Origin of the sequence: Flavobacterium sp. LMO6 (assembly GCF_009495795.1) — a bacterium.
Lineage (GTDB): Bacteria > Bacteroidota > Bacteroidia > Flavobacteriales > Flavobacteriaceae > Flavobacterium.
On sequence record NZ_WIBH01000009.1, the window covers coordinates 38,562 to 62,663 of the forward strand.

The 24,102-nt window shown below is 30.8% G+C and carries 22 protein-coding genes and 1 other RNA gene; 15 read left to right on the plus strand and 8 right to left on the minus strand.

The window, feature by feature from the left end; translation table 11 throughout:
• Positions 1 to 9 precede the first annotated feature (9 nt).
• Positions 10 to 705, minus strand: a complete 696-nt coding sequence (locus tag GFJ99_RS10130; RefSeq protein WP_008257700.1) for an RluA family pseudouridine synthase — start codon at positions 703 to 705, stop codon at positions 10 to 12.
• Positions 706 to 727: 22 nt separating this feature from the next.
• Positions 728 to 1,546: a 3-methyl-2-oxobutanoate hydroxymethyltransferase gene (gene panB / locus GFJ99_RS10135; RefSeq protein ID WP_008257714.1), complete on the minus strand. Its 819-nt coding sequence runs from the start codon at positions 1,544 to 1,546 to the stop codon at positions 728 to 730.
• 134 nt (positions 1,547 to 1,680) lie between these two features.
• On the opposite strand from panB, the gene nhaD reads away from it, so the two are divergent.
• Both nhaD and GFJ99_RS10145 read left to right on the plus strand, forming a co-directional pair.
• Positions 1,681 to 2,967, plus strand: a complete 1,287-nt coding sequence (gene nhaD / locus GFJ99_RS10140; protein WP_153208610.1) for a sodium:proton antiporter NhaD — start codon at positions 1,681 to 1,683, stop codon at positions 2,965 to 2,967.
• 11 nt (positions 2,968 to 2,978) lie between these two features.
• Positions 2,979 to 3,413: a nuclear transport factor 2 family protein gene (locus GFJ99_RS10145; RefSeq protein WP_153208611.1), complete on the plus strand. Its 435-nt coding sequence runs from the start codon at positions 2,979 to 2,981 to the stop codon at positions 3,411 to 3,413.
• Here GFJ99_RS10145 and GFJ99_RS10150 read toward each other — a convergent pair.
• On the minus strand, positions 3,387 to 3,761 hold the full coding sequence (locus GFJ99_RS10150; RefSeq protein ID WP_153208612.1) for a DUF2809 domain-containing protein: 375 nt from the start codon (positions 3,759 to 3,761) through the stop codon (positions 3,387 to 3,389). The genes GFJ99_RS10145 and GFJ99_RS10150 overlap by 27 nt on opposite strands.
• Positions 3,761 to 5,176 carry an L-serine ammonia-lyase gene (locus GFJ99_RS10155; protein ID WP_153208613.1) on the minus strand — a complete coding sequence of 472 codons (1,416 nt, stop codon included), beginning with the start codon at positions 5,174 to 5,176 and terminating at the stop codon, positions 3,761 to 3,763. Before GFJ99_RS10155 ends, GFJ99_RS10150 begins: the two co-directional genes overlap by 1 nt.
• A gap of 276 nt (positions 5,177 to 5,452) precedes the next feature.
• Between GFJ99_RS10155 and dnaK the strand changes: the two genes are divergently transcribed.
• Together dnaK and GFJ99_RS10165 are read left to right on the plus strand one after the other, a co-directional pair.
• Complete coding sequence (dnaK, locus tag GFJ99_RS10160; protein WP_153208614.1) at positions 5,453 to 7,336, plus strand: molecular chaperone DnaK; 1,884 nt, start codon at positions 5,453 to 5,455, stop codon at positions 7,334 to 7,336.
• Between the two features lie 116 nt (positions 7,337 to 7,452).
• The gene (locus GFJ99_RS10165; protein WP_153208615.1) at positions 7,453 to 8,073 is read left to right on the plus strand and encodes a hypothetical protein; all 621 of its coding nucleotides are present in this window, start codon (positions 7,453 to 7,455) and stop codon (positions 8,071 to 8,073) included.
• Positions 8,074 to 8,144: 71 nt separating this feature from the next.
• On the opposite strand, the gene GFJ99_RS10170 is transcribed toward GFJ99_RS10165, so the two are convergent.
• Positions 8,145 to 10,685 (minus strand): zinc-dependent metalloprotease, encoded by a 2,541-nt coding sequence (locus GFJ99_RS10170; protein ID WP_238990085.1) that lies wholly within the window; start codon positions 10,683 to 10,685, stop codon positions 8,145 to 8,147.
• Positions 10,686 to 10,953: 268 nt separating this feature from the next.
• On the opposite strand from GFJ99_RS10170, the gene GFJ99_RS10175 reads away from it, so the two are divergent.
• Together GFJ99_RS10175 and GFJ99_RS10180 are read left to right on the plus strand one after the other, a co-directional pair.
• On the plus strand, positions 10,954 to 11,904 hold the full coding sequence (locus GFJ99_RS10175; protein WP_153208616.1) for a nitronate monooxygenase family protein: 951 nt from the start codon (positions 10,954 to 10,956) through the stop codon (positions 11,902 to 11,904).
• Between the two features lie 65 nt (positions 11,905 to 11,969).
• Positions 11,970 to 12,347: a DUF4442 domain-containing protein gene (locus GFJ99_RS10180; RefSeq protein WP_370514045.1), complete on the plus strand. Its 378-nt coding sequence runs from the start codon at positions 11,970 to 11,972 to the stop codon at positions 12,345 to 12,347.
• Between the two features lie 90 nt (positions 12,348 to 12,437).
• On the opposite strand, the gene GFJ99_RS10185 is transcribed toward GFJ99_RS10180, so the two are convergent.
• The gene (locus GFJ99_RS10185; RefSeq protein ID WP_008257731.1) at positions 12,438 to 13,505 is read right to left on the minus strand and encodes a glutaminyl-peptide cyclotransferase; all 1,068 of its coding nucleotides are present in this window, start codon (positions 13,503 to 13,505) and stop codon (positions 12,438 to 12,440) included.
• An 88-nt stretch (positions 13,506 to 13,593) separates the two neighbouring features.
• Here GFJ99_RS10185 and ffs point away from each other — a divergent pair.
• The 3 genes from ffs (at position 13,594) to GFJ99_RS10200 (ending at position 15,619) form a co-directional block, all read left to right on the plus strand.
• Positions 13,594 to 13,692: signal recognition particle sRNA small type (ffs, locus tag GFJ99_RS10190), an RNA gene on the plus strand.
• 87 nt (positions 13,693 to 13,779) lie between these two features.
• Positions 13,780 to 14,778: an enolase C-terminal domain-like protein gene (locus GFJ99_RS10195; RefSeq protein WP_153208617.1), complete on the plus strand. Its 999-nt coding sequence runs from the start codon at positions 13,780 to 13,782 to the stop codon at positions 14,776 to 14,778.
• Positions 14,779 to 14,815: 37 nt separating this feature from the next.
• Entirely contained in the window at positions 14,816 to 15,619 is an 804-nt protein-coding gene (locus GFJ99_RS10200; RefSeq protein ID WP_153208618.1) for an SDR family oxidoreductase, read from the plus strand.
• A 3-nt stretch (positions 15,620 to 15,622) separates the two neighbouring features.
• Here the strand turns inward: GFJ99_RS10200 and GFJ99_RS10205 are convergent, their stop codons facing one another.
• Positions 15,623 to 16,501 carry a Brp/Blh family beta-carotene 15,15'-dioxygenase gene (locus GFJ99_RS10205; RefSeq protein ID WP_153208619.1) on the minus strand — a complete coding sequence of 293 codons (879 nt, stop codon included), beginning with the start codon at positions 16,499 to 16,501 and terminating at the stop codon, positions 15,623 to 15,625.
• Positions 16,502 to 16,612: 111 nt separating this feature from the next.
• On the opposite strand from GFJ99_RS10205, the gene GFJ99_RS10210 reads away from it, so the two are divergent.
• Positions 16,613 to 17,347, plus strand: coding sequence for a bacteriorhodopsin-like (locus GFJ99_RS10210; protein WP_153208620.1), 735 nt, complete (start codon positions 16,613 to 16,615; stop codon positions 17,345 to 17,347).
• A 148-nt stretch (positions 17,348 to 17,495) separates the two neighbouring features.
• The gene (fsa, locus tag GFJ99_RS10215) at positions 17,496 to 18,152 is read left to right on the plus strand and encodes a fructose-6-phosphate aldolase (protein WP_026726663.1); all 657 of its coding nucleotides are present in this window, start codon (positions 17,496 to 17,498) and stop codon (positions 18,150 to 18,152) included.
• Positions 18,153 to 18,233: 81 nt separating this feature from the next.
• On the opposite strand, the gene GFJ99_RS10220 is transcribed toward fsa, so the two are convergent.
• Entirely contained in the window at positions 18,234 to 19,637 is a 1,404-nt protein-coding gene (locus GFJ99_RS10220) for a thioredoxin-like domain-containing protein (protein WP_153208621.1), read from the minus strand.
• 155 nt (positions 19,638 to 19,792) lie between these two features.
• On the opposite strand from GFJ99_RS10220, the gene GFJ99_RS10225 reads away from it, so the two are divergent.
• The 4 genes from GFJ99_RS10225 to GFJ99_RS10240 all read left to right on the plus strand — a co-directional run bounded on the left by GFJ99_RS10225 (position 19,793) and on the right by GFJ99_RS10240 (position 24,075).
• The gene (locus tag GFJ99_RS10225) at positions 19,793 to 21,412 is read left to right on the plus strand and encodes an ABC-F family ATP-binding cassette domain-containing protein (RefSeq protein ID WP_153208622.1); all 1,620 of its coding nucleotides are present in this window, start codon (positions 19,793 to 19,795) and stop codon (positions 21,410 to 21,412) included.
• Between the two features lie 205 nt (positions 21,413 to 21,617).
• Entirely contained in the window at positions 21,618 to 22,157 is a 540-nt protein-coding gene (gene pyrR, locus GFJ99_RS10230) for a bifunctional pyr operon transcriptional regulator/uracil phosphoribosyltransferase PyrR (protein WP_008257741.1), read from the plus strand.
• A gap of 45 nt (positions 22,158 to 22,202) precedes the next feature.
• Positions 22,203 to 23,132 carry an aspartate carbamoyltransferase catalytic subunit gene (locus GFJ99_RS10235; protein WP_153208623.1) on the plus strand — a complete coding sequence of 310 codons (930 nt, stop codon included), beginning with the start codon at positions 22,203 to 22,205 and terminating at the stop codon, positions 23,130 to 23,132.
• A gap of 4 nt (positions 23,133 to 23,136) precedes the next feature.
• On the plus strand, positions 23,137 to 24,075 hold the full coding sequence (locus GFJ99_RS10240) for a M48 family metallopeptidase (protein ID WP_153208624.1): 939 nt from the start codon (positions 23,137 to 23,139) through the stop codon (positions 24,073 to 24,075).
• The last annotated feature ends 27 nt before the right edge of the window (positions 24,076 to 24,102 follow it).

Here is a 24,102-nt window from a genome sequence, read left to right on the forward strand (position 1 = left end):
TGTAAGTATTTATAATGAATTCCAAATAGAATCATTAGGTGTTGTAGCATTAAAAGTAATAATTTCTTTTGAAACAGGATGCTTTAAAACTAATTTTTTAGCATGAAGATGTATACCTCCATCAGGATTACTTCTGTCAAAGCCATATTTTAAATCTCCTTTAATGGGGCATCCAATAGCTTGTAATTGTGCTCTAATTTGATGATGTCTACCGGTGTGTAAATCTATTTCGAGTGCAAAATAATTGTCTAATTTTTTTATAATTTGATACGATAAACTCGCTTTTTTGCTATCGGGAATTTCTTTTAAATGCGCTTTTGAAGTATTATTTTTAGAATTTCGTTTTAGAAAATGAGTTAGTGTATCTTTCTCTTTTGGTGGAGTGTTTTTTACTACAGCCCAATACGTTTTTTGAGTTTCTCTATTTTTAAAACTTTCATTTAACCGAGTTAAAGCTTTTGAAGTTTTAGCAAAAACAACAATTCCGGTTGTAGGCCTGTCTAATCTATGTACAACTCCTAAAAAAACATCACCAGGTTTATTGTATTTTATTTTGATATATTCTTTAACAACATCGGAAAGAGGTTTATCTCCGGTAATATCGCCTTGAACAATATCACCTACTCGTTTATTAACGACAATAATATGGTTATCTTCATGAATAATTTGAAGATTATCTTTGGTAGAAACTATTTTTTCTTTCAAAATAAAAATCTGATCAAATCAATTAATATTGTTCGTTTTCGTTTGGAAAATCTTTAGATTTAACATCGGTAACGTATTGTCCAATTGCTGAAGTCATTTCTTCGTACAAATTCATGTATCGTCTTAAGAATCTTGGACTAAATTCGTGTGTCATTCCTATCATATCGTGTAAAACTAAAACCTGACCATCAACACCGCTTCCGGCACCAATTCCAATTACAGGGATAGAAATACTTTTAGCTACTTTTTCTGCTAAATGAGCAGGTATTTTCTCTAAAACCAATGCAAAACAACCAATTCGTTCCAACATTTTTGCATCTTCAATTAATTTTTCAGCTTCTTCTTCTTCTTTAGCTCTTACGGTGTAAGTTCCAAATTTATAAATAGATTGAGGTGTTAATCCTAAATGCCCCATTACAGGAATACCAGCATTTAATATTTTTTTAATGGAATCTTTAATTTCACTTCCACCCTCTAATTTAACGGCGTGGCCACCACTTTCTTTCATTATACGAATAGACGATCGTAAAGCTTCTTTAGGGTCAGACTGATAACTTCCAAAAGGTAAATCGACTACAACTAAGGCTCTTTCACAAGCTCTAACCACACTTGAGGCATGATAAATCATTTGGTCTAGTGTAATTGGAAGTGTCGTCTCATGTCCGGCCATTACATTACTTGCAGAATCGCCAACTAAAATTACATCAACACCAGAACTATCAACAATTTTAGCCATTGTATAGTCATAGGCTGTTAGCATGGAGATTTTTTCTCCATTTTCTTTCATTTCAATTAAAGTTTTTGTGGTAATTCTTTTGTAATCTTTTTTTGCTACAGACATAATTTTTTTGCTTTGTAATACAAATGTAGTAAATGTTATTTGCTTTTTTAAATGCAAAAATAATATTTTGTTAAAATCGAAATAATATAGAATAATAGCATAATTTAGTAGGGTTAAATTAGATCTATATTTAGATGATACCATTATTACTTTTTGTTGCCTTGTTAGGCTATTTGATGATTATTTTTGAATCACCAATTCGAATCAATAAAACCATTACAGCAATTTTAACAGGAGCATTGTGTTGGGTAGTAATTGCTATATTTCATGTGGGAAATCCCCATGAAGTTTCCGAAAAATTAATTGCATATTTTGGCGAAATTGCGGGACTTTTAATATTTCTTTTGGGTGCAATGACAATTGTAGAGTTAATTGACTTGCACAAAGGATTTACAGTTATTACACACAGAATTAGAACTAAATCTGTTTTGAGATTGCTTTGGATTGTAGGTATTGTTACTTTTATTTTGTCAGCTTTACTGGACAATTTAGCTACAGCAATTATTATGATAACATTGCTAAAGAAATTAATGCCAAAAGGAGAAATAAGAATGATATTAGCGGGTGTTGTTGTAATTGCAGCAAATGCTGGTGGAGCTTTTAGTCCTATAGGAGATGTAACTACAACTTTATTGTGGATAGGTGGACAAGTTAGTGCATTTGGAATTGTTAAAATACTGATTTTACCTTCTATTATGGTATTGGTTGTTCCATTAATTTTAGCAAGTTTTAAAATGAAAGGTTTTGCTGTTTTAAGAGCACAAATTTCTATGGCCGATGCAAAAAGAGAAGAAAAAATGCGAGGAAGTTTAAGCGTTTTTTTAGCGGGTGTTTTTGGATTAGTAATGGTTCCTGTTATTAAAACTTTTACAGGATTACCTCCATTTATTGGCGTTTTAATTTCATTAGCGTTTGTTTCATTAGTGTCTATAAATTATCATAGAAATAAACCTCAGGAGGAAAAAGATAAATTTTCTGTTGCTTCTGCATTAACTAAAGTGGATGTAAGTTCTATTTTATATTTTATGGGAATTTTATTGATGGTATTTGCATTACAAGAAACTCATGTACTTTCTGAAATGGCAATTTTTCTTCAAAATACATTACCAAGTAATAATGCTATGATCGTAGCTATTGGATTTTTATCTTCTATTGTAGATAATGGAAGTTTAGTAGCCGCTACTCAAGGAATGTTTCCAATTTCAAAGTTCCCTATTGACAGTAGTTTATGGGAGTTTATTGCTTTATGTGCTGGAACAGGCGGAAGTATGTTAATTATTGGTTCTGCTGCTGGAGTTGCAATTATGGAAAAAGAAAAAATTTCTTTTATGTGGTATATGAAAAAAATTACGCCTTTAGCATTAGCAGGATATGTTGCTGGAATTGTAACATATTTAGTTCAAGTGCTACTTATGCATTAAAATCAGACGGTATGAAAACATTTATTTTTTTAATACTTTTTAGTTTATCAAGTTCCCTTTTTGCTCAAGAAACAACTCCAAAAAAAGTAGTGGACGATTTTTTTGCTGCTTTTCATGCTAAAGATACTGTGGCATTAAAATCGCTTTGTCATCCCGAAATTGTAATGAAAACAATTGCTAATACTAAAGAAGGAAATAAGCTTGTTTCAGAAGAGTTTGATGAATTTTTAAAATCGATATCAGCAATTCCATTGGATTTAATTTTTTTTGAAAAACTTATCGATTATAAAATTGAAATAGATGGTAATTTAGCACACGTTTGGACTCCTTATGAGTTTTATGTAAATGGCGATTTAAGCCATATAGGAGCCAATGCTTTTACTTTATATAATGACAATGGGAAATGGCAAATTATACATTTAATTGATACGAGAAGAAAGAAATAACTTATCAAAATAATAAGCAGCTAAACTTCCTATAACATAGCAAAACAAATCCAACCAAAGGAACCCTTGTCCCAAAATGTAATGACCTAAAGTAGTTTTACGAATGGTAATTAACCAATTTAATTGAACTAACTGTAAGATTTCGATACCAAAACAAAACAATAGGGAGAATAGGAGTGAAGTTGATTTTTTTGATTCAATAAATAAGAATCGAAATCCAAAATAAATTAAAACAGCATACAAAACATCTCCTATTATCAAAGGAATGCCACTTATTTTTCTTGAGAATATTCCAAGAATCATAACTAAAAAAGTAAGTACTAAATAATTTACTCGAATGCTTTTCATTAACAATCCGACATGTTTACTGCAACCGCTAAACCACCTTCTGATGTTTCTTTGTATTTAGAGTTCATGTCTTTTGCGGTTTGCCACATCGTATTAATTACTTTGTCTAAAGGCACTTTCGAGTTTAAAGCATCGGTTTCTAAGGCTAATTCGGCTGCATTAATTGCTTTTATGGCTCCCATCGTATTTCTTTCAATACACGGAATTTGTACTAAACCACCAATTGGGTCGCAAGTTAAACCCAAGTGATGTTCCATTGCAATTTCGGCTGCCATGGTAACTTGGGCTGGAGTTCCACCCATTAATTCACACAAAGCTGCTGCTGCCATAGCACTTGAAACCCCAATTTCTGCCTGACATCCGCCCATAGCTGCTGAAATGGTAGCTCCTTTTTTGAATATAGAGCCAATTTCGCCCGCTACCATTAAAAATTGCTTGATTTCTTTTTCGCCAGCTTCATGATTTTCAATCACCAAATAATACATTAAAACCGCCGGAATTACTCCAGCACTTCCGTTAGTTGGTGCTGTAACCACACGACCTAAAGAAGCATTTACTTCATTTACCGCTAAAGCAAAACAGCTAACCCATTTTAAAATCTGACGGAATTTAACTTCGGTTTGTCTAATGATTTGCAACCACGAATAAGGATCTTCATAAGGTAAAACCCCAATTAAATTTTTATGCATGTCATATGCTCTTCGTCTAACATTTAGTCCGCCAGGCAAAATTCCTTCAGAATGACATCCTATGTACATGCATTCTAACATGGTATCCCAAATGCGAAGCAGTTCATTATGAATATCTTCTTCGCTACGCATGGTTTTTTCGTTTTCGTAAACGATTTCAGATATTTTTTTATTTTCAGCTAAGCAAAAAGCTAATAATTCATCTGCTTTTTCAACTGGATAAGGAAAATTATGTAAAATTTCATTTTTATGATTTTCTTCTTTTTCTTTTACCACAAAACCACCACCTATAGAATAATAAGTTTCCGTAAATGAATCAGTATCGGTTTTCGCAGTAAAAGTTAAGCCGTTGGCATGAAATGGTAAAAAGTTTCTATTGAAAACAATATCGGTTTCAAAACAAAACGGAATTAATATTTCATTTCCAAGAAAAATTTCTTTCTTATTTTTGATAGCCGTAATTATCACATCAATACTCTCAACCGGAATATATTCTGGATCTGCACCACTTAAACCTAGCATAACAGCTAAATCGGTAGCATGCCCTTTTCCTGTTAATGATAAAGAACCATATAAATCTACTTTTACACTAATTATTGTATCAATTAGATTTCGCTCTCGTAATTCTTTTAAAAATTGTTCGGCAGCTCGCCAAGGACCAAGGGTGTGCGAACTAGAAGGTCCAACACCAATTTTTAACATATCAAAAACAGAAATACATTCCATATCTAAAATTTATTGAGAACAAATATAATTAGGAATTCGCAAAATACTTCACTGTTTTTAGTTTTATAATAAAATTATACATCATTTATTGATTTTTTGTCAAGGACTCTATTTAAAAATGAGCAGTCGAATTAACATTTTATGTCATGTTGTCAGTGTTTTAAACCTGACATAAGTTGTTTTCTGTCAATTTTCCTTATTTTAAGTAATGGCACAATGATTGAATTAAAGAGTTTGAGTTTAAAAATTGAAATTTAAAATCTAACAAGTATAAAAATGAGTAAAATTATTGGAATCGACTTAGGAACAACCAACTCTTGTGTGGCTGTAATGGAAGGTGGAGAACCTGTTGTAATTGCAAACGCAGAAGGAAAAAGAACAACACCATCTGTAATTGCATTTGTAGAAGGTGGTGAAATTAAAGTTGGAGATCCGGCAAAAAGACAAGCAGTAACTAACCCAACAAAAACGATTGCTTCTATCAAACGTTTTATGGGTAACAAGTACACTGAAAGTGCAAAAGAAGCTTCAACAGTAGCTTACAAGGTAGTAAAAGGGGACAACGATACACCACGTGTAGATATCGATGGTCGTTTATACACACCTCAAGAATTGTCAGCAATGACACTTCAAAAAATGAAAAAAACAGCTGAAGACTATTTAGGTCATTCAGTTTCTGAAGCAGTTATTACTGTTCCTGCTTACTTTAACGATGCACAACGTCAAGCTACTAAAGAAGCTGGAGAAATTGCAGGTTTAAAAGTTATGCGTATCATCAATGAGCCTACAGCAGCAGCTTTAGCTTATGGATTAGATAAAAAAGGAATTGATCAAAAAATTGCAGTTTACGATTTAGGTGGAGGTACATTTGATATTTCTGTTTTAGAATTAGGAGACGGAGTTTTTGAAGTATTATCTACAAACGGAGATACTCACTTAGGTGGAGATGATTTTGACCAAGTAATTATCGATTGGTTAGCTAACGAATTCAATGCTGCTGAAGGTGTTGATTTACGTAAAGATCCAATGGCATTACAACGTTTAAAAGAAGCAGCTGAAAAAGCTAAAATTGAATTATCAGCTTCTGCTCAAACAGAAATTAACTTACCATACGTGACAGCTACGGCTTCTGGACCAAAACACTTAGTTCAAACATTAACTAGAGCTAAATTTGAACAATTAGCTGAAACTTTAGTAAAACGTTCTATGGAACCAGTTGCTAAAGCGTTAAAAGATGCTGGTTTATCAGTTTCTGATATCGACGAAGTTATCTTAGTTGGAGGTTCAACTCGTATCCCAGTTATTCAAGAGCAAGTTGAAAAATTCTTTGGTAAAAAACCATCAAAAGGAGTTAATCCTGATGAAGTAGTTGCAATTGGAGCTGCTATTCAAGGTGGAGTTTTAACTGGTGAAGTAAAAGACGTTTTATTATTAGACGTTACACCTTTATCTTTAGGAATTGAAACAATGGGTGGTGTTATGACAACTCTTATTGAGTCTAATACAACTATTCCAACAAAAAAATCACAGATTTTCTCTACTGCTGCAGATAATCAACCAACAGTTGAGTTACATGTTTTACAAGGAGCAAGACCAATGGCGGCTGACAATAAAACAATTGGACGTTTTAACTTAGATGGTATTCCACCAGCACCAAGAGGAGTTCCTCAAATTGAAGTAACTTTCGATATTGATGCGAATGGTATTATTAAAGTTTCGGCTACTGATAAAGGAACTGGAAAATCTCATGATATTCGTATTGAAGCTTCTTCTGGATTAACAGCTGAAGAAATCGAAAAAATGAAAAAAGATGCTGAAATGAATGCAGAAGCAGACAGATTAGCTAAAGATAGAGCAGATAAGTTAAACGAAGCTGATTCGATGATTTTCCAAACAGAAAGTCAATTAAAAGAAATTGGTGATAAATTAACTGAAGAGCACAAAACTGCAATTGAATATGCTTTAACTGAATTGAAAATGGGTCATGAATCTCAAGATTTAGATGCTATTCAAAAAGGTTTAGACAATGTAAATGCAGCTTGGAAAACAGCTACAGAAGAAATGTACAAATCACAAGAGCAAGGAGCTTCTCAAGCTGAGCCACAAGCAAGTGCTTCAGGAGACCAAACGCAAGATGTAGATTTCGAAGAAGTAAAATAATTTACAAATCGTAAATAAATTTAAAACCGAATCAGAAATGATTCGGTTTTTTTGTTTTAAAATGGAACGTATCTATTTTTTTGTATATTAGGAACTTAATTTAACAACCTACTAATATGAAAAAACTATTTTTATTTCTTGTACTATTTGTTTCTACCATCAGTTTTGCACAAAAAAGTAAAGCTAAACCGGCTCCTAAAAACATAATTTTAGCAACTGTTGATAATGTTTCTGCTGAAGTTATTTCTGAAAAATCAGGAAAAAGAGTTGTGTTATTCGTAAAAAATGAAGGAAAAATTGATACACTGGAAGTAAAAAAGCTGGATAAAATAACTTTTAAACCAACAAATTTTACTCTTAAAAGTTATATGACACAAGGTAAAAAGTTGTACCATGTAAGCTGGAAAGAAGAAATTAAAGTAGACACCAAATTAAAGAAAGAGAATGGCGTACTAACAGAAGATCAACTTTGGGATGTTGTTGCTAAAACACTACTTTTAGGAAATATTCATAAATCTTCTCACATTAAAGAAACGGTATTTTTAGATACCAATAAAACAGCCTCTCATGAAGTTGAAAAAAACAGAAGTGAAGGATTTGAATTTAGTTTAAATGCAGATGGTAGTTTTGGATTAAAAACGAAAACTCAAAATAGTATCTATGTGTACAATGTAACTACAAGTAAATATGAAATAAAAGGTGCTCCGAAGTCTTCAGGAACAAAAAAGAAAAGATAAATTCTGAATATTATTAAAATAAAAAAGGGGAGAGCTTTACAACTTTCCCCTTTATTTTTAATTTTCAATTTTTATTTTGGCTTCATAGCATTTTCAATTCTCGCAACTAAATCATTTAAATGGAATTTAGTTAATCTATCAGTTGAAGTTGTTGCAGCAACTTTTAATTGACTTTTAAGTTCATTTAATTGACCTCTAGCAATAGAAGGGATATCTGTATCAGCTAAAACGATACGTCTTCCGCTAAATGATGTTACATTGCTTTTGTCGCTAGACATGGTTTCAATAAGTTTAGAAACAAATAATTTTTGTAAATTTCTTCTGTAAATATCGATAGGAGCGTTGATTTTTATTTCAGAGAAAATGCCTCTTCTTAAATCGCTCATTAATTCATCTACTGAATAATTAGCTTTACTTTGAGAAGAAGTTTCTAATAAACGAACCAATCTATCTCCAGATAATAAGCTAGATAAAGTTCCATCTTGAATTGATTTAATAGCTTCAACACCGTTCTCTGGTTTAATTTTAGACAATACATTTTGATCTAATAACCACATTGGAGTTTTAAATAATTGCTTATTTAAAAATGCAACCGCTTCATTTTGAATAGCAGAAGGAACAACTTCGTATTGATTGCCTTCCATGTCATATGTTTTTGGAGTTTCGTAAATTCCACCTACATTTTTAGTAACGTGTCCCATATAACGTCTAAATTGTCCAGTTAATGAGTTGTAAAGACCATTTAATTCATTATAATCTTCTCCGTTTTCTTTACTCCATACAATTAAATTAGGTAAAATTCTTTTTAAATTTTTAATTCCATATTCAGAAGCTTTCATTGCATTGTCTCCTAAATCTTCTGTTTGATATCTAGGATCGTACGGATTAGTTTCGGTACCAAACCACAAACGACGATTTTTATAGGCATCTTTCGTCATTTCGTTTAAAACTGCTTTTTCAGCATCTGCATCTTTAGCGTCTTTAAAGTAAGAATAACCCCATTTAATGGCCCACTTGTCATAATCACCAATTCTTGGAAATAAGTCAGTAACACCATCTTCTGGTTGTGCAACATAATTAAAACGAGCATAATCCATGATTGAAGAAGTATGTCCGTTTTTCTTTTGGAATTCTGGATTTCGTAACATTTCAACCGGAGTAGCATTACTTGCTCCCATGTTATGACGAAGTCCAAGTGTATGACCTACTTCGTGAGCAGCTACAAAACGAATTAATTCGCCCATTAACTTATCATCAAATTTTTTATTTCTAGCTTGAGGATCAACTGCAGCTGTTTGAATTAAATACCAGTCGCGTAGTAAACTCATAATATTATGATACCAACCAATATGACTTTCCATGATTTCTCCTGTTCTTGGGTCATGAACATTTGGTCCGTATGCATTTTGAATTTCTGCAGCAAAATATCTTAATACAGAAAAACGTGCATCTTCTAAACTCATTGTAGGATCGTTTTCTGGCCAATATTCGCCACGAATAGCATTTTTCCAACCCGCAAATTCAAAGGCTTCTTGCCAATCGTCTATTCCTTGTTTAATGAAAGGTTTCCATTTATCAGGTGTTGCAGGATCTAAATAATAAACGATAGGTTTTTTTGGTTCAATAAGTTCTCCACGTTTTTGTTTTTCAGCATCTTCTGCATTTTTTGGTTCTAAACGCCATCTTACTGCAAAAATTTCGGTTTCTGCTTTTTGAGAATCTTCTTCAAAAACATCGTATCCGTTTGCAAAATAACCTACACGTTTATCAAATGCACGTTTACGCATTGGATTTTCAGGAAGCAAAATAAACGAAGTATTTATTTCCATTGTAACAACACCGGCATCTAAACCTGCTGGTAAATTAACCCCAATTCTTGGAGTTGGAGTTCTTGAAATTTGAGGTGCAACTGTAGTAAACGTTTTAGTTGTTCTAACTTCGGTATTAATTGGAAAACTTTTTACAAATTGTATAAATGATTTGTCCTTTTGAAAAGCTTGTAAACTTAATAATTGTTTATTTACAGAATTTAAAGAGAAAATCTGTGTGTCTGATTCAAAAGCACTTGTCATATCTATAACGCTTGCAGCATTATTTTTTCCTGAAGCATCTTTTTTGTACGCTAAAATATCGTAAATTCCGATAATAGGGTCAGCGCTTGAATTTTTTACCGACTGTGTAATTGGTTTGTCTTCATCTGGAGTCATTATTACATAAGTAATAGAACGAAGAATAATTGTGTTGTTTTGTCCTTTTTCAAATCGAACCACCTGACGGTTTATTTCTTCACCACCAAATATACCTCCTCCGGCTGGAGTTTTAGAATATCTAGTTATTGTCATAATTTCTTTCCCTATCAAAGAATCAGAAATTTCAAACAAATATTTATCGGCAACTTTGTGAACATCAATTAATCCTTTTTGAGTAACTGCTGTAGAATCAATTACTTTTTTGTAAGGTTTTGGTTCTTTTTTTGAATCCGGTTTTTTTGCTTCAGGCATTACTTTTTCAGTTGAAGCTTTTTTCTTGTCTTTTTTCTTACTTTGAGCCATTAGGTCGTTAGAAAAGGAAAATACAACAAGACAACTTAATAAGGTTAGTTTCTTAATCATGTTTTTTTAGTTAGTTTGTTTTCAAATTTATTTTAATTTTTAATGCTCTGTTCTTTTATTAAGAATTAATTAAGAATTTTAACATCTGTTATTTTATTTTTTTTCAGATTTTTTAGTTAAAAATTAACTTTATTATGCATGCATAGTATTTTATTTTCTTATATTTGAATTCCTTATTAAGGTTAGTTTGTACTATTAAATTCAATAAATACTATAATAGGTTCAAATTGCATTTGAATTTTTTCAAAATTGGTTTAAAATAAATAAAATGGAAAAACAATCATTAACATCACTTTTACAAATAACTCATCCAGTTATAATGGCACCTATGTTTTTAGTTTCTAATACTAAAATGGTAGTTGAAGGGATGAAAAGTGGAATTGCAGGTTGTATACCCGCTTTAAATTACAGAACTTTAGAGGAACTTCAGGCTTCAATTAGAGAGTTAAAAGCATCAAAAGTTGCGGGAGGAAGTTTTGGTTATAATCTAATTGTTAATAAATCCAATGTAAAATATAAAGAGCAACTTCGAATTTTGTGTGAAGAAAAAGTCGACTTTATATTAACTTCGTTAGGTTCTCCAGAAGAAACAATTAAGGAAGCTCATAAAGTAGGAATAAAAGTATTTTGTGATGTTACCGATTTATCTTTCGCTAAAAAAGTTGAAAGTTTAGGTGCCGATGCCTTGGTTGCAGTAAATAATGAAGCTGGTGGACACAGAGGAAATATTAATCCAGAAGAATTAATTAAGTCTTTAAATGAGAATACGACATTGCCAGTAATTTCAGCGGGTGGAGTAGGGAACAAGGCTGATTTAGATAAAATGCTAAGTTATGGTGCTGTAGGCGTTTCTGTTGGAAGTCCGTTTATAGCTTCTATTGAATCAGGTGTTTCTCAAGAATATAAGCAAGCCTGTGTTGATTACGGTGCAAAAGATATCGTAATGACGGAAAGAATTTCAGGAACACCTTGCACGGTTATCAATACGCCTTACGTTCAAAAAGTGGGGACTAAGCAAAGTGCATTAGAAACGTTATTGAACAAAAATAAGAGTTTAAAAAAATGGGTAAAAATGATTCGTTTTTATATTGGAATGAAAGCGACCGAAAAAGCGGCAACTCAAGTAACATATAAAACCGTTTGGGTAGCAGGTCCAAGTATTGAAGAAACTACTTCTATTTTACCAGTAAGATCGATTGTAGAAAAATTGGTTAAATAATTATGTACGATAAACTATTCGCTTTTTTTAATCGTTTTTTTGAAAAATCAACTCTTTTTAGGGTTATGTTTAACATTTCGCCCATGTATAGAAGAAGTTGTGGGAGGATTGTTTTTGTTTCTAAAGATTTACATGTTGTTAAAATTAAAATTGCTTTAACGTATAAAAATAAAAACTATGTAGGTTCTATGTTTGGTGGAAGTTTGTTTGCTGCAACCGATCCAATTTATATGATTCAACTAATGCAAATTTTAGGTAAAAACTATGTAGTTTGGGATAAAGCCACTGAAATTAAGTTTAAGAAACCTGTTTACAAAAATGCTTTTGCCGTTTTTGAATTTACATTTGATGAAATTCAAGAAATAATTAATAAAGTAGCTACTGAAAACGAAGTAAATTATACAAAAAAGCTTTTTATTACAGATGAAAATAATATGATTTAAACCGAATTAGATAAAACAATTTATATTAGCTCTAAAGAGTTTTACAAAAAGAAAAAATCCTTAAGAAACTCTTAAGGATTTTGATATCTTTTACTCAACTGTAATCTCAAAAGTTTTATCCCAATTTTTACCTGTTACAAAAACTGTTTTTGTTTTTGGGTTGTATGCAATTCCATTAAAGTAATCTAAGTCGGGATGTTGTGTAACTTTTCCTTTTAACTCCGCACAATTAATTACATTTTCAACACTTCCTGTTTTTGGGTCAATTATTGCTATTGCGTCTTTTTGATAAATGTTTGCCCAAATTTTTCCATTTATCCATTCTAATTCGTTAACCGATTCAATTTTTGAACCATTTGTGTACACATTAAAATAATCTTCCACTTTTAAGGTTTCAGGGTTTAAAATGTAAATTTTTTCCGATCCATCACTCATATATAACTTTTCGCCATCATTTGTAATACCCCAACCTTCCATTTCATAAGTAAATGTTTTTTCTTTTTTAAAAGTATCAGCATTGTACACATAGCCTTCTTTATTTCTCCAAGTCAATTGATATACCTTATTATTTAAAATGGTTATTCCTTCGCCAAAAAAACGATCTTCAAGTTCAATTAATTTAAGTACTTTCCCTGTTCTGTAATCGGTTTTTCTTAAACTTGATTTTCCTTTTATTCCTGTTGAATTTCCTGCGCCATTTCCTGTCCCTTCAAATAAGGTGTCACGATAAAATTCAAAACCTTGTGTATAGGCTTTTATATCATGTGGATAGGTATTTAGAATTTTAAAGTTTAAAACTTTTGCTTCTACACTAGAAAAAATGGAAAAACCAGAAGTAACATCAATATTTTTTCCTTCAAAATAAACTAATGCTTTAATTGTTTGATTTCCTAATTTCTGCTTGTTTAAATCAAAGTGTAATTTTTCATTTCCTTTTACAGCTCCTACTTTTACATTATTTACATAATAAATAACCGAATCAATAACTTTATTTTCTTTGTTTTTTAAGACAAAGTCAACACTTTCTTCGAGTTTTAAAATTGGTTTTATGTTGGTTGTATCAATTTCAAATAAATTTTTTAATGCATTTTCATCGTCTTTACATGAAGTCGAAATTACACCTAATACAATGAAAGCGAATAGCTTAACTTTTAACATGGTTGAAATATTTAATAAGGTAAATATACAATGATTTTTTATACTCACAATTGCCTTGCAAAAATATAAAAAGATTGTATATTTGCAGCGGCAAGTCCTACACGACCAGCTCCTGCAGACTCCTCCAGGGTGGGAACACAGCAAAGGTATGTGGTTGTAGCGGTGCGATGTAGGTCGCTTGCCATTTTTTATTTACTAGGAAAGAAGCAATCTTTTTTATATTATTTATCTCCCTTTGCGGAGATTTTTTATTTTTACACCAATTCTATTTCCTATGCAAATCACTTGGCAAATTGTTCGCTTACAACTAAAAGAAACGTTTTCAATTAGTTATGGAAGTTACTCGTTCAGAGAAGCCTTAATTGTTTCGCTTTCCAAAAACGGAAAAACAGGTTATGGCGAATGCACCGCAATTGATTATTATGGAATTAATTTAAATGATTTCATTCAGAAATTATCAGAAATCCAAACACAGATAGAAAAAAAATCCATAAATCATCCAACCGAATTTTATGCTTTTTTAGAAAGTTTACAATTGCATTCTTTTTTGCGTTCGGCTATAGATTGTGCGTATTGGGATTTGTTTGGGAAGTTAGAAAACAAGAGTTTCTTAGAATTAAATTCAATTGAAATACAACAATTACCCGAATCTTCCATCACGATAAGTGTGGCGCCAATTGAAGAACAATTGCAAAAAATCGCAAAATCGGATTGGAATAAATTCAAGGTAAAATGGAATCATTATGATGAAAAAGCATTGGATTTACTATTAAATTGCGAAAAAGAAATCGCTTTAGATGCGAATGGAAGTTTCTCTATTTCCGAATGTCAGCAATTGGAAGAAAATTCGTCATCTGCTCAATTTACTTATATTGAACAACCCATGAAAATTGGAATTTCAAACTATTCACACTTGAATGCTTCTAAATTTGCGAATTGGATGGCAGATGAAGATTGTCAAGAACAAACCAAACTTTCCGATTTAAAATCGCATTATAAAACCATTAATATTAAATTGGTGAAAACAGGTGGATTGACTCCCGCTATACAACTAATCAAAGAAGCGAGAGCAAACGATTTCAAAATCATGATAGGTTGTATGACCGAATCTACCGTAGGAATTTCAGCCGGAGCAGTTTTGGTTCCATTAGTAGATTATGTTGATTTAGATGGTGCGAATTTAATTGCCAACGACATCGCTTTTGGTAGCACCATCGAAAAAGGAAAAGTGTTGCTTTCAGAGAAAGTTGGGCTGGGAATTTCCTTGAAATAATTTAAAGCCGTATTTTCGCATTATAATTCACACTAAAATGAGTAAAGTAGTATTAATTACAGGTGGTTCATCAGGAATTGGAAAATCAATTGGCGCGTTTTTGCATCAAAAAGGTTTTGTAGTATATGGCACAAGCCGAAATCCTGAAAAAATCACGAATTCGATATTTCCATTAGTAGCTTTAGATGTTCGCAATAAGCAAAGTATTGTGAATTGTGTTACTGAAGTGATTCAGAAATCTGGAAGATTAGATGTCGTAATTAATAATGCGGGAGTTGGAATTACAGGTCCAATTGAAGAAATCCCAACCGAAGAAATCCAAAATAATTTCGAAACAAATTTATTTGGACCAATCGAAGTAATGAAAGCGGTTTTGCCTCAAATGCGCGAACAAAAATCGGGTTTAATCATTAATATAACCTCTATTGCTGGTTATATGGGATTGCCTTATCGTGGCGTTTATTCGGCTTCAAAAGGAGCTCTAGAATTAATTACCGAAGCGTTGCGAATGGAAGTAAAGTCTTTCGGAATTGATATTACAAACGTAGCACCAGGCGATTTTGCTACTAATATTGCAGCAGGTCGTTATCATGCACCGGTTGTGAAAGGTTCGGCTTACGAATTTCCTTATGGAAATACGTTAAAAGAAATGGATTCGCACGTTGATAGCGGAAGTAATCCAAATGAAATGGCAGAAGCAATTTTTGCTATTATTCAAACTAAAAAACCCAAAGTACATTATAAAGTTGGTGCTTTTATGCAAAAGTTTTCTATTGTTTTAAAACGCATTTTGCCTGATACGGTGTATGAAAAAATGTTGATGAATCATTATAAGTTGTAAATCTTATTTTTTATACATCTTAAGTATTACAATAGCATGTGGAAATGTTATTGATGCTAAAAATGAAAAAAACAAAGCATCAAATATAATCATGTCTTTAGATATTAGATATAAAAGACTTATTCCGACTAAGGAAATTATCCAATACAAAAAAGCAGATTTAAAGTATTTCTTAAAATTGATAAACGAATAGTTACCATATAAAAAACGTATTTGATCATTTAAAGACGGTATACTGTGCCAAAAAATAAAGTAAATCGTAAATCCCCATATCAAACCTGAAACTTTAAATATTAAACAGAGCAACATCAAGTAAAATAGTTGTTCAATTACAATCTTTTTAAAAGATGCTGAATTCTTATACATTATATAGGTATTAATTAAAAACAATACTAATACTATAAAAAACACAATACTTATTGTTATTTCAGTAATTGCAAAAGCTGTAATTTTAAAAACAATTTCTATAACTTCTTGTTTGTTAAAATAAAATAATAAGAGTAAGATTACTAAACCATAATTGAATTGGAATATTTTCTTTATGAATTTATTTCCATCTTTTATAATTTCTTCCCAATGTTGTTCTCCAAAATGATAAGCGCTAACTAATATAAATAATATTAAAGCTACTATTGGAATATTTGTAAATAGCAATACAGAAATCAGAACAACAATTATATAGGATATTAAAATTTTTAAAAAATTTTGCTTTTTTCTATTTTCAAGTTGACTTATTAATACCAAATCGTTAGCTCCATGCAAAATCCCAAACGTAAAAATCAATAAAAATCCCAAAAATATTTGGTTTCTCTCTGATAAATAAGAATTTAGCCAAAGACCTAAAAAGCTTGTAAAGACCGATAAATTCTGTATTTTATACATTTTTATTTAATTTTGTTTGATATTTTAATAAAATAATTAAACAAAAACTTGTTTATATTGTTTAATTTTTTGTAAATTTACTTAAACAAACTAATTTAAACTATTATTATTATGACAAATTTAATGTTTCTATCATCTAGTGTAGCAAAAATGTTACCTAATGATTATGTGGGGTTTACATTTTTTATTGGAAGTATGGCTATGATGGCTGCTTCCGCTTTTTTCTTTTTATCATTAAATCAATTTGATAAAAAGTGGCGTACTTCAGTATTGGTTTCAGGTTTGATTACTTTTATTGCTGCCGTTCATTATTTTTACATGCGTGATTATTGGAATGCTTTCCAAGAGTCGCCAACTTTCTTTAGATATGTTGACTGGGTTTTAACTGTGCCGTTAATGTGTTTAGAATTTTATTTAATATTAAAAGTAGCTGGTGCTAAACAAAGTTTGTTGTGGAAAATGATTTTCTATTCAATCGTAATGTTAGTTACTGGATATTTTGGTGAAGCTGTTGACCCATCAAATGCATGGATTTGGGGATTAGTTTCTGGTATTGCTTACTTCGCAATTGCCTATGAAATTTGGTTAGGAGAAGCGTCTAAATTAGCCAAAGCTGCTGGTGGAAACGTATTAGAAGCACACAAAATTTTATGTTGGTTCGTTCTAGTTGGATGGGCAATTTATCCTTTAGGATACATGTTAGGTACTGATGGATGGTACACAGGTATTTTTGGTAAAGGAAATGTAGATATCGCTTACAATATAGCAGATGCTATAAACAAAATTGGATTTGGATTAGTAATTTACAATTTAGCTGTAAAATCTACTTCAAACCAACAAGCATAATTTAATTTTTAGTTTTTGCTTAACCGCTTCATTTTATGGAGCGGTTTTTTTATATTATTAAGAATTGATTTCTTACTTTTGCCAACACAATTTATCCTGAGCTTGTCGAAGGACAAAACAACACGCAATATTTTAAAATTTAAAAAAGATGAAATTTTTTATTGACACAGCTAATTTAGAGCAAATTAAAGAAGCACAAGAGTTAGGTATTTTAGACGGAGTTACTACAAACCCATCGTTAATGGCTAAAGAAGGTATTACAGGAAAAAATAATATCCTAAAACATTACGTAGACATTTGTAATATTGTTGACGGTGATGTAAGTGCAGAAGTAAATGCAATGGATTTAGAAGGAATGATTAGAGAAGGTGAGGAGTTAGCTGACTTACACGAACAAATCGTGGTAAAATTACCTATGACTAAAGAAGGTGTAAAAGCATGTAAGTATTTCTCTGATAAAGGAATTAAAACGAATGTAACCTTAATTTTCTCTGCTGGACAAGCGTTATTAGCTGCAAAAGCTGGAGCAACTTATTGTTCACCTTTCTTAGGAAGATTAGATGATGTTTCTACAGATGGTTTAAATTTAATTGATGAAATTCGTCAAATTTATGATAACTACGGATTTGAAACGCAAATTTTAGCAGCTTCTGTTCGTCATACCATGCATGTAATTAACTGTGCTAAAATTGGTGCGGATGTTATGACAGGACCTTTATCTTCAATTACTGGATTATTAAAACATCCATTAACAGATATCGGAATTGCTCAGTTTATTGCAGATTACGAAAAAGGAAATAAATAATTTCTAGTATAAAAACAAAAAAGCGTTCTAATTAGAACGCTTTTTTTTATTAGTATTGGTTAACCATAAACAAAACTAATTTTATTTCAAATTCTGTTCAAAATTTACATCAAACAGATTAGCAAATCCATTTTTAATGGTGCCATCTTCATTTAAAATGATGATTCTATGAATTTTAGTGATGACCCATTTTTTCTTAACTAATTCAAAATCTTCTACATGAAATTCTTTAGCAATTTCAAACTTGTATTTTTTTAAGGAATTTTCCCAATTAATTTTAGTATCGTTTACATTTACTGCAATAAATTCATAATTAGGATATTTTATCTGTAGTTCTGCAATTTTTTTATGTGATGCTACAAAATGCGATTCTGCATGACTTGTCCAAAAGAATAAAACAGTTGGTTTAGTTATAATACTATTAACAGCTACGGTCTCGTTAGAAGTGTTTGTTAAATTTATATTAGGTAATGTATTGCCTACTTTTAAATTTTTTACAGAGTTTGATAACTCTCTAATTTCTTCCTTATTTTTAGTATCACTAGACAATTGTAAATAGCGTTCAATAAATTTCTGGTTGTTGTACATGTTTTGATCTTCTAACAAGTACATCATTGCAACGTTATTTAATACAACATTTTTAACTTTTTGATTTTTAATTAAAGTGTCGGTAATATTTAATTTTTCAATATTATTCTCTAATGAATTTTCATTTAAATCTAAATGATCTTTTTGTAAAGAAACGTTATTTAACATAACGCTTACATATTTTATAAAAGGAGAATAGTTTGTTAAAAGTGCATTTTCAAAATCAACCTCTTTTCTGTGATCATAATAATTAGAAGGTAACTTAGTTCTAATATTTTCTCCAGTTCTAAATTGATGTGCGTAAGGATATATTTCTTTTTTTGTTATGTGATGAAAATTTAAACTTGCTCTTGCAACTAAATCAAAATTTTCATCCCAACCAATTTCGGCTTTGCGTTTTAAATAAAATGATTTTCTAATAGCATAACTTGAATCGATGTTTTTTATAAAACTTTTTACATCTTTATCAAATTTATCATACATTAAAGAACGGTCTGCGTCATTTTTTAGAAACAATTCCATTAAAAAATTGTTTTTTTCATCGCCTCTTCCACAAAACACAACCGAGTTATCAAAATCAAATGTATTTACTCTAAGCATTAAACTATCATTCTTATCAAAATATACATATTGATATTCAGGATTGTGCTTATAAGTATACAAACCAGGCGCTAGTGAGTCAAATTTATGCATAAAGCGATTGTTTTTGTCCAGATAAATTGTGTCAATCACTTCATCATCTTTTAAAAACAATACATATTTTTCTTGTGGATTTAATATTTCACCTCCAAAGTAAGCTACAAAATTATCTTCTTTAAAAACTTTTTTACAAGAAGTTAAAGACGTAAAAAGCACCACAGAAAGCGGCAAGAAGTATTTAATGTAATTTTTAATCATTTAATTGATTATTGTTTTCAGAACAAATGTATTAGTTAAAATTAAATTAGCTTGTTAACATTCAGTTAAAATAAACCTATATTAATTATAATTATAATGTTCAAAAATCTACTATTTTTAGTACTTTTGCAACAGTTTTATAAAAAAATACAAAAATGTTAACAGTTTCAAATTTATCGGTTCAATTTGGTAAACGAATTTTATTCGATGAAGTAAATACAACGTTCACTCAAGGTAATTGCTACGGAATCATTGGTGCTAATGGTGCTGGGAAATCTACTTTCATGAAAATTATTGCGGGTGAAATGGATCCAACATCTGGTAGAGTTATTCTTGAACCAGGGAAACGTATGTCGGTTTTAAACCAAAATCACAATTTATTTGACGAACATACTGTTTTAGAAACAGTTTTAATGGGAAATAAAGTATTGCATGCAATTAAAACAGAAATGGATGCTTTGTATGCTGATTATACCGATGAAAATGCCAACCGAATTGGTGAGTTACAATTGCAGTTTGACGAAATGAACGGATGGAATGCAGAAAGTGATGCTGCAACTATGCTTTCAAACTTAGAAATTGGTGCAGAATATCATTACACTTTAATGAGCGAGATGGATGGAAAACTTAAAGTTCGTGTTTTATTAGCACAAGCTTTATTTGGAAATCCAGATGTGTTGATTATGGATGAGCCTACCAATGACTTGGATTTTGAAACGATTGGTTGGTTAGAAAATTTCTTAGCCAATTATGAAAATACGGTTTTAGTGGTTTCGCATGACCGTCACTTTTTAGATGCGGTTTGTACACACGTTTCAGATATTGATTTCGGAAAAATTACACATTATTCTGGAAATTATACGTTTTGGTACGAATCTTCGCAATTAGCGGCTCGTCAAAAAGCACAACAAAATAAGAAAGCGGAAGAGAAAAAAGCGGAGTTGGAAGAGTTTATTCGTCGTTTTAGCGCGAATGTTGCCAAATCAAAACAAGCAACTTCTCGTAAAAAAATGATTGAAAAATTAAATTTAGACGAGATTAAACCTTCAAGTAGAAGATATCCTGCCATTATTTTTGATACAGAAAGAGAAGCTGGAGATCAAATTTTAAATGTTCAAAATTTAAGTGCTTCTATCGATGGCGATGTTTTATTTAAAGGAGTAGACTTAAATATGGCGAAAGGCGATAAAATTGTTGTTTTTTCTAAAGATTCGAGAGCAACATCTGCCTTTTATGAAATTTTAAATAAAAAATTAACTCCAGATTCAGGAACATTTGATTGGGGAATTACCACTACACAATCGTATTTACCAGTTGATAATCATGAATTTTTTGATGGTGTAGATTTAAACTTAGTAGATTGGTTACGCCAATGGGTTAAAACGGAAGAAGAACGTGATGAAGTTTATGTTCGTGGATTCTTAGGGAAAATGATTTTCTCAGGAGAAGAAGCATTAAAAAAATGTAACGTTTTATCTGGTGGAGAAAAAGTTCGTTGTATGTTATCGCGTATGATGATGATTAGAGCTAACGTTTTAATGTTAGATGAACCAACGAATCACTTAGATCTTGAATCAATTACAGCATTTAATAATTCTTTAAGCAACTTTAAAGGTTCTGTTTTGTTTACAACTCATGACCACGAATTTGCACAAACTGTAGGAAATCGAATTTTAGAATTAACACCTAATGGTGCTATTGATCGATATATGACATTTGATGAATATTTAGAAGATGACAAAATCAAAGAATTAAGACAAAAAATGTATTCTTAATATCATTCCCGTTGCTAGTTTTAGTAACGGGATTTTTTTTACATATATGCCACTGATTTCACAGATTATCACAGATTTTTTCTAATGGTAATCCTTTTAAATCCATGAAATCCGTGGCAAAAAAATAAAATATCAATATTCTCTTTTTTTTACAATACGATTGCTATTAGAAATATAAATTCTAAATTTGTACAAACAACACATCATGAGTCAAAAAGTTTTGCTCACTTCAAAAGAAGTACACATCATCTTGCATCGATTAGCTTGTCAACTAATTGAAAATCATTTAGATTTCTCAAATACGATCTTAATCGGTTTACAACCTCGAGGTAAATTTTTAGCCGAAAGAATCAAACAAATTTTAGAATCAGATTACCAAGTTTCCAATATACAATTGGGGTTTTTAGATATTACTTTTTTTCGTGATGATTTTAGAAGAGGCGAAAAACCATTAGAAGCCAATAAAACACAAATCGATTTTTTAGTAGAAGATAAAAAAGTAGTTTTTATTGATGATGTTTTATATACCGGAAGAAGTATCAATGCCGCTTTAACAGCTATTCAATCCTTCGGAAGACCATCAGAGGTAGAATTACTAACTTTAATAGACAGAAGATTTAGCCGTCATTTACCTATTCAGCCCGATTATAGAGGAAGACAAGTAGATGCCATAAATAATGAAAAAGTATTAGTAAAATGGCTTGAAAACGATGGAGAAGATGCCGTGTATTTGGTAACAAAATAATGTAACAATAAACCACTAACTACAAACAACAAACAACCAAAATAAATGAAAGAATTATCAGTAAATCATTTAATCGGAATAAAACATATAACAAAAAGTGATATCGATTTAATCTTCGAAACGGCCGACCAGTTTAAAGAAGTAATTAATCGTCCCATCAAAAAAGTACCATCACTTAGAGATGTTACGATTGCTAATATTTTCTTCGAAAACAGCACCAGAACCAAATTATCTTTCGAATTAGCTCAAAAACGACTTTCAGCGGATGTTATTAGTTTTTCTGCTGCACAGTCTTCGGTTAAAAAAGGCGAAACTTTGATAGATACCGTAAATAACATCTTGTCAATGAAAGTAGATATGGTGGTTATGCGTCACAGTAGTCCTGGAGCGGCTCACTTTTTATCGCAAAATGTTAGTGCAAGTATTGTAAATGCAGGAGATGGCGCTCACGAACATCCAACACAGGCTTTATTAGATAGTTTTACGATAAGAGAAAAATTAGGTGATGTAGGTGGAAAGAAAATCGTAATTGTAGGCGATATTTTGCACTCAAGAGTAGCGTTGTCCAATATTTTTGCTTTACAAATGCAAGGAGCAGAAGTAAAAGTGTGCGGCCCAAAAACGTTGATTCCTAAATACATAGAATCTCTCGGAGTATCCGTTGAACCAAATTTAAGAAAAGCTTTAGAATGGGCAGATGTAGCTAATATGTTACGTGTGCAAAATGAACGTTTAGATGTAAGTTATTTCCCTACGACAAGAGAATACACCCAACAATATGGTGTAACCAAAGAATTATTAGATTCGCTAAATAAAGAAATCGTAATCATGCACCCAGGGCCAATCAACAGAGGAGTTGAAATTACTTCCGATGTAGCCGATTCACAGCAATCCGTTATTTTAAATCAGGTGGAAAATGGAGTAGCGGTTCGTATGGCAGTGATTTATTTATTGGCAAGTAAGATTAAGAATTAATGTAATGAAAAGTATTTTAAAGTTAATTACATTCATTTTGATTTTTCAAACCCAATTTAGTTTTGGCTGTTTGAATGGTGAAACTTTAGAATTAAAAAATGGAGTTCTATTATATCAAGATAGTGAATATATGAATATTCCTAAAGGGCATGATTTTTATAAAAATGATTTTGAAGCAATTATTAAAGACTTAAGAAAGTTATATAAAGAAACAAATGATATTGATTATTTATCTGATATTGGAGTAGTTTTAATTCTTCAAAAAAAATACAATGAAGCAATAAAATTATATAATCAAATTGAGAAAACACATCCTAATCGATATTCTACAGCTTCCAATTTAGGTACAATTTATGAATTGACGGGTGATAATGTAAATGCTTTAAAATGGATTGAAAAAGCATTAAAAATTAATCCTATTTCACATAATAGTTCTGAATGGATTCATGTAAATATTTTAAAAGCTAAAGTTAATAATTTGATTTTTTCAAGTCAAAACATAATAAATACTAATTTTACTTTTGAATCACTTCCTAAGACAAATTTAAAAAATGAGAATCTTGAATCTTTAAGATTTCAAATTTATTTTCAGCTAAACGAAAGAATGTCATTTATAAAAGAGAAAGATAAATCAATTGCTGTTTTATTGTTTGATTTAGCAAATATTGATTATTTACTAGGGAAGAAATCAAATCAATACAAAGAGCTTTATAAAATGGCTATTGGCTATGGTTTTGATAAAAAATTTGTTGAAGATAGATTAAAAGCTATTGAAAAACATGAATTATCAAATAAAATCAATAGTTTAGAAAGAGAAAATAAAAAAGTTATTTCAAAAAAGTTAAGAGATAAAAAGAATAATACTAATTATATCTTGTTTTTATCTTTTTCAATAACATTATCGCTTATTCTTTATTTCTTATTCAAGAAATTTAAAAAATAAGTATATTAGCAGTAATCAGTAAAGTAA

Excerpts from the sequence above, each read along its gene's own strand:
- panB (WP_008257714.1), bottom strand. The coding sequence starts at position 1,546 with ATGTCTGTAGCAAAAAAAGATTACAAAAGAATTACCACAAAAACTTTA.
- nhaD (WP_153208610.1), top strand. The coding sequence starts at position 1,681 with ATGATACCATTATTACTTTTTGTTGCCTTGTTAGGCTATTTGATGATT.
- GFJ99_RS10145 (WP_153208611.1), top strand. The coding sequence starts at position 2,979 with ATGAAAACATTTATTTTTTTAATACTTTTTAGTTTATCAAGTTCCCTT.
- GFJ99_RS10150 (WP_153208612.1), bottom strand. The coding sequence starts at position 3,761 with ATGAAAAGCATTCGAGTAAATTATTTAGTACTTACTTTTTTAGTTATG.
- GFJ99_RS10155 (WP_153208613.1), bottom strand. The coding sequence starts at position 5,176 with ATGGAATGTATTTCTGTTTTTGATATGTTAAAAATTGGTGTTGGACCT.
- dnaK (WP_153208614.1), top strand. The coding sequence starts at position 5,453 with ATGAGTAAAATTATTGGAATCGACTTAGGAACAACCAACTCTTGTGTG.
- GFJ99_RS10165 (WP_153208615.1), top strand. The coding sequence starts at position 7,453 with ATGAAAAAACTATTTTTATTTCTTGTACTATTTGTTTCTACCATCAGT.
- GFJ99_RS10170 (WP_238990085.1), bottom strand. The coding sequence starts at position 10,685 with ATGATTAAGAAACTAACCTTATTAAGTTGTCTTGTTGTATTTTCCTTT.
- GFJ99_RS10175 (WP_153208616.1), top strand. The coding sequence starts at position 10,954 with ATGGAAAAACAATCATTAACATCACTTTTACAAATAACTCATCCAGTT.
- GFJ99_RS10180 (WP_370514045.1), top strand. The coding sequence starts at position 11,970 with ATGTTTAACATTTCGCCCATGTATAGAAGAAGTTGTGGGAGGATTGTT.
- GFJ99_RS10185 (WP_008257731.1), bottom strand. The coding sequence starts at position 13,505 with ATGTTAAAAGTTAAGCTATTCGCTTTCATTGTATTAGGTGTAATTTCG.
- GFJ99_RS10195 (WP_153208617.1), top strand. The coding sequence starts at position 13,780 with ATGCAAATCACTTGGCAAATTGTTCGCTTACAACTAAAAGAAACGTTT.
- GFJ99_RS10200 (WP_153208618.1), top strand. The coding sequence starts at position 14,816 with ATGAGTAAAGTAGTATTAATTACAGGTGGTTCATCAGGAATTGGAAAA.
- GFJ99_RS10205 (WP_153208619.1), bottom strand. The coding sequence starts at position 16,501 with ATGTATAAAATACAGAATTTATCGGTCTTTACAAGCTTTTTAGGTCTT.
- GFJ99_RS10210 (WP_153208620.1), top strand. The coding sequence starts at position 16,613 with ATGACAAATTTAATGTTTCTATCATCTAGTGTAGCAAAAATGTTACCT.
- fsa (WP_026726663.1), top strand. The coding sequence starts at position 17,496 with ATGAAATTTTTTATTGACACAGCTAATTTAGAGCAAATTAAAGAAGCA.
- GFJ99_RS10220 (WP_153208621.1), bottom strand. The coding sequence starts at position 19,637 with ATGATTAAAAATTACATTAAATACTTCTTGCCGCTTTCTGTGGTGCTT.
- GFJ99_RS10225 (WP_153208622.1), top strand. The coding sequence starts at position 19,793 with ATGTTAACAGTTTCAAATTTATCGGTTCAATTTGGTAAACGAATTTTA.
- pyrR (WP_008257741.1), top strand. The coding sequence starts at position 21,618 with ATGAGTCAAAAAGTTTTGCTCACTTCAAAAGAAGTACACATCATCTTG.
- GFJ99_RS10235 (WP_153208623.1), top strand. The coding sequence starts at position 22,203 with ATGAAAGAATTATCAGTAAATCATTTAATCGGAATAAAACATATAACA.
- GFJ99_RS10240 (WP_153208624.1), top strand. The coding sequence starts at position 23,137 with ATGAAAAGTATTTTAAAGTTAATTACATTCATTTTGATTTTTCAAACC.